12 protein-coding genes are annotated in these 10,511 nt (G+C 60.7%); 7 read left to right on the forward strand and 5 right to left on the reverse strand.

Features of this window, described 5'->3' with window-relative positions:
- Nucleotides 1-525, reverse strand: a 525-nt coding sequence (locus AYR66_RS07155) for a LysR family transcriptional regulator (RefSeq protein ID WP_141104184.1), incomplete at its 3' end; no start/stop codon positions are given.
- A 232-nt stretch (nt 526-757) separates the two neighbouring features.
- On the opposite strand from AYR66_RS07155, the gene AYR66_RS07160 reads away from it, so the two are divergent.
- The 4 genes from AYR66_RS07160 to AYR66_RS07175 are packed head-to-tail and all read left to right on the forward strand — an operon-like array spanning nt 758 to nt 5,033.
- Entirely contained in the window at nt 758-1,603 is an 846-nt protein-coding gene (locus AYR66_RS07160; RefSeq protein WP_088706937.1) for an HTD2 family dehydratase, read from the forward strand.
- Nucleotides 1,604-1,611: 8 nt separating this feature from the next.
- Complete coding sequence (locus tag AYR66_RS07165) at nt 1,612-2,793, forward strand: CaiB/BaiF CoA transferase family protein (RefSeq protein ID WP_088706938.1); 1,182 nt, start codon at nt 1,612-1,614, stop codon at nt 2,791-2,793.
- The gene (locus AYR66_RS07170; RefSeq protein WP_088706939.1) at nt 2,790-3,641 is read left to right on the forward strand and encodes an HpcH/HpaI aldolase/citrate lyase family protein; all 852 of its coding nucleotides are present in this window, start codon (nt 2,790-2,792) and stop codon (nt 3,639-3,641) included. Before AYR66_RS07165 ends, AYR66_RS07170 begins: the two co-directional genes overlap by 4 nt.
- 30 nt (nt 3,642-3,671) lie before the next feature.
- The gene (locus AYR66_RS07175; RefSeq protein ID WP_088706940.1) at nt 3,672-5,033 is read left to right on the forward strand and encodes a class-II fumarase/aspartase family protein; all 1,362 of its coding nucleotides are present in this window, start codon (nt 3,672-3,674) and stop codon (nt 5,031-5,033) included.
- Nucleotides 5,034-5,129: 96 nt separating this feature from the next.
- Here AYR66_RS07175 and AYR66_RS07180 read toward each other — a convergent pair whose 3' ends face one another.
- Nucleotides 5,130-5,435 carry a YciI family protein gene (locus AYR66_RS07180; RefSeq protein ID WP_088706941.1) on the reverse strand — a complete coding sequence of 102 codons (306 nt, stop codon included), beginning with the start codon at nt 5,433-5,435 and terminating at the stop codon, nt 5,130-5,132.
- A gap of 156 nt (nt 5,436-5,591) precedes the next feature.
- On the opposite strand from AYR66_RS07180, the gene AYR66_RS07185 reads away from it, so the two are divergent.
- The gene (locus AYR66_RS07185) at nt 5,592-5,867 is read left to right on the forward strand and encodes a hypothetical protein (RefSeq protein WP_234814847.1); all 276 of its coding nucleotides are present in this window, start codon (nt 5,592-5,594) and stop codon (nt 5,865-5,867) included.
- Nucleotides 5,868-6,148: 281 nt separating this feature from the next.
- Here the strand turns inward: AYR66_RS07185 and AYR66_RS07190 are convergent, their stop codons facing one another.
- The 3 genes from AYR66_RS07190 to AYR66_RS07200 all read right to left on the reverse strand — a co-directional run bounded on the left by AYR66_RS07190 (nt 6,149) and on the right by AYR66_RS07200 (nt 8,901).
- Entirely contained in the window at nt 6,149-7,525 is a 1,377-nt protein-coding gene (locus AYR66_RS07190; RefSeq protein ID WP_088706942.1) for a transposase, read from the reverse strand.
- Nucleotides 7,526-7,644: 119 nt separating this feature from the next.
- The gene (locus AYR66_RS07195; RefSeq protein ID WP_088706943.1) at nt 7,645-8,094 is read right to left on the reverse strand and encodes a carboxymuconolactone decarboxylase family protein; all 450 of its coding nucleotides are present in this window, start codon (nt 8,092-8,094) and stop codon (nt 7,645-7,647) included.
- A gap of 396 nt (nt 8,095-8,490) precedes the next feature.
- The gene (locus AYR66_RS07200; RefSeq protein ID WP_088709665.1) at nt 8,491-8,901 is read right to left on the reverse strand and encodes a MarR family winged helix-turn-helix transcriptional regulator; all 411 of its coding nucleotides are present in this window, start codon (nt 8,899-8,901) and stop codon (nt 8,491-8,493) included.
- Between the two features lie 203 nt (nt 8,902-9,104).
- Between AYR66_RS07200 and AYR66_RS07205 the strand changes: the two genes are divergently transcribed.
- Both AYR66_RS07205 and AYR66_RS29400 read left to right on the forward strand, forming a co-directional pair.
- Nucleotides 9,105-10,136: an alpha/beta fold hydrolase gene (locus tag AYR66_RS07205; RefSeq protein ID WP_088706944.1), complete on the forward strand. Its 1,032-nt coding sequence runs from the start codon at nt 9,105-9,107 to the stop codon at nt 10,134-10,136.
- A 77-nt stretch (nt 10,137-10,213) separates the two neighbouring features.
- A partial coding sequence (locus AYR66_RS29400; RefSeq protein WP_206047090.1) for an Ohr family peroxiredoxin occupies nt 10,214-10,511 on the forward strand: 298 nt, incomplete at its 3' end.

The raw sequence follows: 10,511 nt of genomic DNA on the forward strand, positions 1-10,511 counted from the left end.
GCTGCGGCAGGCAACGACGAAGGATTCGGACAGGATGGACTGGAACTCGATTTCCGGCTCCAGCGTGCCGATGATGTTGATGCCAAAATCGGCTTCGCCGCGCGTCACGCTCTCCAGCGCGGTATTGGCGCCGCCGTCGATGATCCTCACCCGGATCTTCGGATACTGCGCGTGGTACTCCTTGAGCACCTGCGGCAGGAAGTAATAGACCGCCGAGGGTATGCAGGCGATGACGACTTCGCCTACCTGCGACGATGCCACCTCGCGCATGCTGAGCAGCGAATCTTCCAGGTCGTCGAGCAAGGCGCGCGCCTTCTTCGAAAAGTCCCGTCCCACCGCCGTCAGGCTCACGCTGCGCGTGGTGCGGTCGAACAGGCGTATGCCGAGCGCCGCTTCCAGTTTTTCCACGCGCCGGCTCAGGGCCGGCTGGGACAGGTGGATCGATTCGGCGGCGGCACGAAAGCTGTTCAGCTCCGCCACGGCAACAAAAGCGCGCAGATCCGCAAGGTCAAAATTCATGCTCATGGCGCATCAATTCCCTGAAATAGATTTGAACGGCGAGTAAAAACATACCGGTAAACGGTTGTGTGTGGAAGACGGGAAAACGCAGATTTCCAGTGATCACTGGTGCAATTCAAGTTTATGTGCTCCACGCATCAATGCCAAGAAACTTTGCAATATACAAATCAATCCAGCTGCGCAAAACTGCATGCAACGACGCACTTGAACATCACCTTTCAGACAGAGGGATAGCAGGATGAACTTGAACGAATGGATAGGAAAAACCGAGTCGGTATCCGACATCGTCACCGCGACCCCGTACGCGGCGCTGTCGGCGACACTGGATCGCGAGGCTGAACGGCCGCCGGCCGGCACCGCATTGCCCGCGTTATGGCACTGGCTGTACTTCCTGCCGCTGTACCGCCAGTCGGAAGTCGGCGCGGACGGACATGCCAAGCGCGGCGGCTTCCTGCCGCCGGTGCCGCTGCCGCGCCGCATGTGGGCCGGCAGCCAGTTCGAATTCCTCGAGCCGCTGCGCATCGGCGACCAGGTGACGCGCACCTCCACCATCGCCGACGTCACCGAGAAGCATGGCCGGACCGGCCCGCTGGTGTTCGTCAAGGTGCGCCATGACATCCGGCGCAACGACAGCATGGCGATCGCGCTGACCGAATTCCACGATATCGTCTACCGCGAACTGGCAAAGCCGGACGACGTAGTGCCACCACCCAAGGCAGCACCTGGCGACGCCGCATGGGAGCGCCGCATCGATCCCGACGACGTGCTGCTGTTCCGCTATTCGGCGCTCACCTTCAACGGCCACCGCATCCACTACGACCGCCGCTATGTCACCGAAGTCGAAGGCTATCCGGGTTTGATCGTGCATGGTCCGCTGATCGCCACCCTGCTGCTCGACCTATTGCGCCGCGAACGGCCGGAAGCAGAGGTCGCGCATTTCGAATTCCGTGCCGTGCGCCCCACCTTCGACATCCATCACTTCCATGTCTGCGGCCAGCCGGAAGCGGACGGCAAGACCTTTCATCTGTGGGCCAGGGACCATGAGGGCTGGCTGACGATGGATGCCACCGCCGTCATCAAGTGAGGCAGGCCATGAAACCATTGAAAGACATCACCGTCATCACGCTGGAGCACGCCATTGCGGCCCCCTTCGCCACGCGCCAGCTGGCCGACCTCGGCGCACGCGTCATCAAGGTCGAGCGTCCCGGCGTGGGAGATTTCGCACGCGGCTACGACGAACGGGTGCGCGGCCTGGCGTCGCATTTCGTGTGGACGAACCGGTCCAAGGAAAGCCTGACGCTGGACGTCAAGCATCACGAAGCGCAAGCCATCCTGCGGCGTCTGATCGTGGAAGAAGCCGACGTTGTTGTGCAAAACCTCGCCCCCGGCGCGGCGGCGCGCCTGGGTCTGTCGTACGAGGCGCTGTCCGAACTCAAGCCCGGCATCATCGTGTGCGATATCTCCGGCTACGGCAGCGACGGCCCCTATCGCGACAAGAAAGCCTACGACCTCCTGATCCAGAGCGAATCCGGTTTCCTGTCCGTGACCGGCACCGAGGAACATCCATCGAAAGCCGGCCCGTCCATTGCCGACATTTCCGCCGGCATGTACGCGTACAGCAACATCCTCGCCGCGCTGCTTGAGCGCGCACACACCGGGCGCGGCCGCCGCATCGACATTTCCATGCTCGAATCGCTCGTCGAGTGGACCAGCTATCCGCTGTACTACGCCTTCGACGGCGCTACGCCACCGGCGCGCACCGGCGCGAGCCACGCGACCATCTATCCTTACGGACCGTTCCCTGCCGGGGACGGCAAGAACGTGATGCTCGGCCTGCAGAACGAACGCGAATGGGTCGCGTTCTGCAACAAGGTGCTGCTCGCTCCCGAACTGGCCGCCGATCCGCGTTTTTCCACCAATTCCAAACGCAGCGCGGCGCGCGCCGACCTGCGCAAGCTCATCGTGGAGACGTTCTCGGCCCTGACCGCCGAGGAAGTCATCCGGCGCCTCGACGATGCGCAGATCGCCAATGCCAGCGTCAATACCATGCACGACGTGTGGGAGCACCCGCAATTGCAGGCGCGGCATCGCTGGGACGAAGTAGGTTCGCCTGCGGGAACCATTCCGGCACTTATCCCGCCCGGCTTCACGCAAGAGGACGCGCCGCGCATGGACCCGGTGCCTGCCCTCGGCGAGCATACGGAACGCATCCTGGCGGAACTGGGCTATACCGCGGAGCGGATCGCGCAATTGCGCGCCGAGAACGCGATATGAGGCCCGCCGCGAATGATGCGGCAAGCCTGCCGCGCACTTATCTCTTCGTTCCGGGCAACCGGCCGGACCGCTTCGGCAAGGCCCTCGCTTCCGGGGCGGATGCCGTCATCCTCGACCTGGAAGATGCCGTGGCGCCGCAAGACAAGGCTGCGGCACGCGAAGCGATCGCTGCCTGGTGCGAGGCCGGGCAGCGCGATCTCGACTGCATCGTCGTGCGCATCAACGACGAAGCGACAGAGTGGTTCGCGGACGATCTCAACATGATCCATGCCGCTGGATTGCGTGCCGTCATGCTGCCCAAGGTCGAACTGGCGAGCCAGGTGGCGCGCGTCGCGTCAGCGCTGCCGAAGTCAGGCTTCGTCATTCCCATCATCGAATCCGCGCGCGGCCTGCTGAACGTGGATGCGATTGCCGCAGCGGAAGACGTGCAGCGCCTTGCGTTCGGCACGCTCGACTACGCAGCCGACCTCGACCTGTCCGGCGACAGCCGCGGCCTGCTGTACCCCGCATGCCGGATGGCGCTCGCCTCCCGCGCGGCAGGACTGGCATCGCCCGTCGCAGGCGTGACAGCCGACCTGGGCAACGAAGACATCCTGGTGGCGGACCTGGCGCTGGCGCGCGCATGCGGCTTCGGCGCCAAGCTGTGCATCCACCCGAACCAGGTCGGCGCCATCCATCGCGCGCTGGCGCCGACGGCGGCCGAACTCGATTGGGCCAGGCGCGTCGTTGCCGCCGCCGAAACAGAAACGGGCGCATTCCAGATCGACGGAAAGATGGTCGACCGCCCCGTCATCCTCAAAGCCAGGGCCATACTCGGGCGCGCCCGGGACGATGCGCCCGCATATTGATTCGAATCGCATTTACTTTTGGAGAACACCATGCCAGCAACCATAATCGACTCCAGCATCTTCGGTAACATCTTCAGCACCCAGGCCATGCGCCAGGTCTGGTCCGACGAAAACCGGACACGGAAATACCTCGACATCGAAGCGGCTTTGGCCCGCGTACAGGGACGCCTGGGCATCATTCCGGAGGAAGCGGCCGAAGAAATCGTCAGCAACTGCGTGCTGGAAAAGATCGACATGGCCAAGCTGGCGGAGCAGACCCAGCGCATCGGCTATCCGGTGCTCGGCGTCGTGTCGCAGATCAATGCGCTGTGCCGCGACAAGCTGGGCGAGTATTGCCATTGGGGCGCGACCACGCAGGACATCACCGATACCGCGACCGTGATGCAGATCCGCGAAGGCCTCGACATCATCGACGGCGAACTGGCCGCGATCTCGAATGCGATGGCGTCTCTCGCCAAGCGCTACCGCGACACGCCGATGATAGGTCGCAGCAACCTGCAGCAGGCCGTGCCCATTACCTTCGGCTACAAGATCGCCGGACTGCTCAGCGCGGTCGAACGCCATCGCCAACGCCTTGCCGAAATCCGGCCGCGCATCCTGGTGGGTGAATTTGCCGGTGCTTCCGGTACGCTGGCCTCGATCGCGACAGGCGGCCTCGAAACCCAGGCCGGGCTGATGCAGGAACTGGGGCTGGGCCAGCCGGACATCGCCTGGCACACCATCCGCGACAACATCGCCGAAGTCGGCTGCTTCCTCGGGCTGGTCACCAGCACGCTGGGCAAGTTCTCGATGGACGTGAAGCTGATGATGCAGACGGAAGTGGGCGAAGTGTACGAGCCGTTCGCGCATGGACGCGGCTCCAGCAGCACGATGCCGCAAAAGCGCAACCCGATTTCTTCCTGCTACATCCACGCCTGCATCAGCGTCGTGCGCCAGCATGCGGCGGCGCTGCTGGATGCGAGTGTCGCCGACCACGAGCGCTCGACGGGACCGTGGGAGATCGAATGGATCGTGCTGCCGGAAGCGTTCTGCCTGACGGCGGGTGCGCTGGCGCAAACCCGCTTCGTGCTCGAAGGACTGGAAGTCGACGAGAAGCGCATGCGCGCCAACCTCGACCTGACCAACGGCCTCGTGGTATCCGAGGCGGTGATGATGGGACTCGGTCCGTACATCGGGCGCGAATATGCACACGACCTGGTCTACGACATTTGCCGTGAAGCCATCGCGCACAACCGCCCGCTGCTTGACCTGCTGGCAGAAAACCCGGAGATTTCGCGCCACCTGGACCGCGACGCACTGGCCAAGCTGTGCGACCCGGCCAACTATCTCGGGCTGTCGGGCGAGATGGTGGATCGCGTCCTGCGCAGCAAGGAACGCCGCTCCGGCAATTGAAGCGCGCGCTGCGAGGGACTCCTTCAATACATCGCAACACCATCAGGTTCAACAATCACCGCATCAGACAGGCGCCGGGAGTATGTGCTTTGCACATCAGCTCTCGGCGTCATACCCGAACTCGCGGAGTTCCTGCGAGCAGCGGCAAGCGTTGGCGATTTTTGCGGCCCACAGGATGGCGGCGTCGCGCGTCGGGAGCTCCAGGACACAAAAGCCGCCGTCGAATTCCTTCGTCTGGGGATACGTTTCGTACGTGAACGTGCCGTCAGAGGCGACCATGAGTGGTGCGGCATCCGCGTTGATCCCGCCACCAAATACGTACACGCCTGCTGCCTTCGCCTCGCGAATGACCTTGCGCGCAGCTTCGCCGACGGCGGCAAAGTCCTCGGCGGGGACTTGCATTGCCCTTGCAGGAAAGGAGATAAGGTATTTTGCCATCGTTCGGTCCCTTGGTTGGGGTTGGTGCTGATTGGGAGGTCTGACTGGATTTATACGTTACGGCCTGACTGATAAGCCTGGCCATTGCTGATCATGTAACTCCTATCGTCGGCAACGCGCTTGCTGGCTTGCCGGTCGATCTGCAAGCAGTACTCGGTACTCATCGGCAATCGCTGGGTGACCGAGGCGGGCATCAATGAATGGGCCGACACCAACAACCTCGTGGTTGTCTATCCCGACACCATCGCGTCGTCCGCACCACGGCCGACCAACCCGAATGGCTGCTATGACTGGTGGGGCTACTCAAACCAGGCCGACCCCAACTATGCGCTCAAGAGCGGCGCGCAGATGTCGGTACTCTACAGGATGGTGCAGCGCGTGACGGAACGGCAGTAATGTACGTCGGCATGGATATTCTCCCGCCCCGACGCTGATGAATCAATAAGCGACGGGGTGGAAGCGTATGCCTTCCTGCGGAGGAAACGTCACAGTCAGGGGCACATTTGAAAGTCCGCTCGAGACGCCAAAGCAGACGCAGTGAAAATCGTGCCGACGGGCTTATATCGATCGATTCTGTTGAAATAGTCGATAAGCAACCTGCTGTAGTGTCGAATCCTAATTCGATATGACGGATTCGAGGTTTTGCATAAGCGCGCCAAGGTGTTTTCGCTGCGGGCTTATGTGGCAGATTTGGCCGAGTTGAGGCTCCCTGGGCAAAGCCGTTTTGCCATGCGCCTTAGATTCTGCGCCGTGGCTGCTAGTAAGAACTCGTCATGTGCACCGGATGGCCCTCGTAATCTTAGGCGGTCCAGTTTCAGGATGCGCTTGAGATGCGCGAACAGCACTTCCACTTTCTTGCGCTGACGACGCGACTGCCAATATTCCGGTGTATCCATGATGTGGCGAGCGACATCGCGTGCATCCTCATGAATGCTGCGCGCAATTTTGCGGGTTGGCGTATTCGGACAACATTGCGCTTTCAGGCTGCACTGCTGGCAATCCCACTGGCTTGCATGATAGTTAATCGTGCCCGCTTTGGTAATGTGGGAGCGCGGGCTGGTAAAAGCCCGCCATTGGCTGCGCAATGCGTGTCCGGCAGGACAGCGATACTCATTAGCCTGCTCATTCCAGACGAATGCACTAATCGCAAAGGTGCCGTCCGTGCGTTCGCTCTTATCCCAGACAGGCACATGCGGCTCAATGCCCTTGTGCTTGACCAGCCATCCCAACATGGTTGCCGTGCCATAGGCGGTATCGCCAATGAGGCGCTGCGGCTTAAGATGCTGGCGCTGCTCCACTCGATCAATCATGGTCCGTGTCGCCTGCGACTCTGCCGCATGATTCGAGGGCGATGGTTCGACATCGACAATGATGCCGGCCTTCACGTCAATCAGGTAGTTGGTGGAGTAGGCAAAGAACGCCGGCCCTGAAGCGGCTGACCAGGATGCCGCAGGATCGGTCAGGGAGACATACTTGGGTGGAGCGGCAGGATTGGCTGCATCGAGTGCCGCCAGATATTCCCTTACCGGACGGGTTTCCTGGTTCGGATCGCCCCAAGAAATGTGCTGCGTGCCGGGCACTGCGCGCTGACGCTGAGCATCTGCCTTGACGATGCTCGCGTCAGTAGCAAATCCCTCGCCGCCAACCAGACCTTCGACGATACACCGGCGCAGCACGGATTCGAACAACTCGCGGAAGGCATCGCTGTCTCGGAAGCGGCCATGCCGGTTCTTGGAGAAGGTGGAATGATCCGGAACGCGATCATGGATGCCGAGGTGGCAAAACCAGCGGTATGCCAGGTTCAGGTGGACTTCTTCGCACAATCTTCTCTCAGAGCGAATGCCGTAGCAGTAGCCAATAATAAGCATGCGGATGATCAGTTCTGGATCAACTGACGGCCGTCCGGTATGGCTGTAGAAGGGTTTGAGGTGCGTGCGAAATTCCGCCAGATCGAGATAGCGATCGATCGCCCTTAAAAGATGATCCTGCGGCACGAACTCCTCAAGATTGATGATCTCAGTGCGTTCCCTCGGAACAAGTTTCCGTCCCATCATGATGGCCTCCGCAAAGGCATGCCATCTCGTCACAATATGACGCCTCAAACGAAGGTCAAGATGAGTTTTTCAACAGAATCGATCCATAGCAGACATTGGGATCAGCGCCAAACAGGCCTTCAGCTCCTTGCGCGAGGCTTCAAGCGGAAGCTGACGCCGAGGCGGTTGATCGCGTTCATGGCCGCAATGGTCAAGGTCAAGTCCACTAAGTCCTTCTCGCCGAATACGGCCAGAGCGGCTGCGTAGGCTTCGTCGGATGCATGCGTTTCGCTCACGTTCGTGACTTCCTCTGACCAGGCAAGCGCAGCACGTTCTTGTTCGGTGAAAAGATGCCCGGCTTCGTGCCAGACCGAAACCAGCACAGCCTTGTCGACCGACATACCCTCTTTGAGTAGGTCGCGAGTATGAATGTCGATGCAGTGCGCGCACCCGTTGATCTGTGATACGCGCAGGAAGACGAGATGGATGAGAGTGCTGGACAGGTTCGTGTCGTTAACGACATAGTGATGCAGGGCGCCGATTGCCTTTGCACCCTCGGGGGAAACAGCGAACCAATTCGCGCGATTCATGACGTTCAATCCTTTCAAGATGTGGTTTTCGATGGCCGGAAATTTGGCCTATCCCACCTAAGACGGATGACACCCGCGCGTTGTGACAGATCAAGAGAAAAACTTCATCGAACCGCTTGGTTCGGGCCTGCTGGCATCCCGTCAGGGACGGGGTGAATAGTCAAACAGTCAACCCTTCCCAAGGTGACGCCGTAACTGCCCGCTATTGGCCGACATACGCCTGATGAGGCTCCAATAACACCGACTGCCATGCGCAACATTCCTGTCATGGATCTACCCGCTCGAACCGCCCGAATGCTTCAAGCCTGAGCGCGACCGAGAAAATGGACAGGCTCGAATGCGACCTTTTCAATCGCGCATATTCCTTAACGCAGGCCGCTGTTCAATCCATGCCTTCTAATCTCCAGCCGCCTTCAAAAGATTCGTCCGCAAATTAACGATAGCCTTCTGCAACACCCGGAACTCTTCCGCTGACAACCCGGCTGCCTTCGCCGTTATTTCGCGATACTCAAACGCCTTCTCCCGCAACTGGCGGCCTGCCTCCGTCAATGTCACGCGCACGCTGCGCTCGTCTTCGGTGTCGCGCTCGCGGCGCACATATCCCATTGTTTCCAGGCGCTTCAGCATGGGCGTCATGGTGCTCGGTTCCAGGAAGAGCTTTTCGCTCAGGCTCTTGACGGTCTGGTTGTCCTCTTCCCACAGGCAAATGATCGTGACGTATTGCGGGTAGGTGAGGCCGAGCTTTTCCAGCACGGGCTTGTAGACGCGCGAGTAAGCAAGGTTGGTCGAGTAAATGGCAAAGCACATGAAGTCGCCGAGCTTGGCCGTGTTCCTGGCAGAAGTGGATTTGTTGCCCAAGTGACATCTCCAAAAATAATTATCGCAATAATGATTATCGTACTTGAATTCCGGTGCAAAGACGGATACAGTTGCCGCAATAATGATTATCGTCGTAACTAAAACGAGCATCCTGAAACCCAGCCTTTTTCGACAACCATTGGAGCAAGCAAATGAGCAAACACATCAACATTCGTCGCCGCCTGGCCTTTTCCGCTGTCGTCCTTACCATGGGCGCGGCGCAATTCGGGATGCTTGGAACGGCGCATGCGAAGGCTTCCGGTGCGACGGCGGTCCAGGCACTGCCTGCCTTCAAGTCGATCAGGCAGATCGATGCCGGTGTGCTGAACGTCGGCTACGTCGACGAAGGTCCGGCCGATGGGCCGGTTGTCATCCTTCTGCATGGCTGGCCGTACGACATTCACAGTTTCGTTGACGTTGTGCCGCTCCTGACCAATGCGGGTTATCGCGTAATCGTGCCGCACCTGCGCGGCTTTGGCACGACGCGCTTCCTGGATGCCAATGCGGCGCGCACCGGCCAGCCGGCGGCGCTTGCTGTCGACGTGATCGAACTGATGGATGCGCTGAAGATCGACAAGGCCATCCTCGCCGGCTACGACTGGGGCGCGCGTACTGCCGGCATCGTGGCGGCACTGTGGCCGCAGCGGGTCAAGGGGCTGGTCTCCGTCAGCGGCTATCTGATCGGCAGCCAGCAAGCGGGCAGGCAACCGCTGCCGCCGGAAGCCGAACTGCAGTGGTGGTACCAGTTCTATTTCGCTACCGAGCGTGGACGCATCGGCTACGAAAAGAACCACCGCGATTTCGCAAAACTGATCTGGAAAACCGCGTCGCCGCAATGGCACTTCGATGAGGCGACGTACAGCCGCAGCGCCGCATCCCTGGAGAATCCCGACCATGTCGCCATCACGATCCACAACTATCGCTGGCGGCTTGGGCTGGACAAGGGCGAGGCCAGGTACGACGAACTCGAAGCACGCCTCGCCAGGTTCCCCGCGATCACGGTGCCGGCGATCACGATGGAAGGTGACGCCAACGGCGCGCCGCATCCCGATCCGGCTGCCTACGCGAAGCGCTTCACCGGCAAGTACAAGCATGAGCTCATCAGCGGCGGCATCGGCCACAACCTGCCGCAGGAAGCACCCAAGGCGTTCGCCAATGCCGTGATCGAGGTCGACCGCCTTTGATCATGGCTTGAACGCTTCCTCGCCTGCGAGGCGAAACCTGTCTCCATGACATGAACCACCACCTGAAAGGAACCACCATGAGCAAGATCGACAATGTTGTCTACACCGGCAGGACACATACCACGGGCGGACGCAACGGCACCGCGCGCAGCGATGACGGACGCCTCGATATCACCCTGACTCCTCCTGGGGGCACGGGGTCTGGCACCAATCCGGAGCAGCTGTTCGCGGCGGGCTGGTCGGCTTGCTTCATCGGCGCCATGGGTCGGGCCGCCAAGGATCGGGATGTCGTCCTGCCCGCCGGTGTCGCCGTCGATGCGGAAGTGGATCTCGGGACAGGGGAGGGCGGCTTCTTTCTGCAGGCGCGCCTCAGCG

This window comes from Noviherbaspirillum denitrificans, from assembly GCF_002211445.1.
Lineage (GTDB): Bacteria > Pseudomonadota > Gammaproteobacteria > Burkholderiales > Burkholderiaceae_D > Noviherbaspirillum > Noviherbaspirillum denitrificans.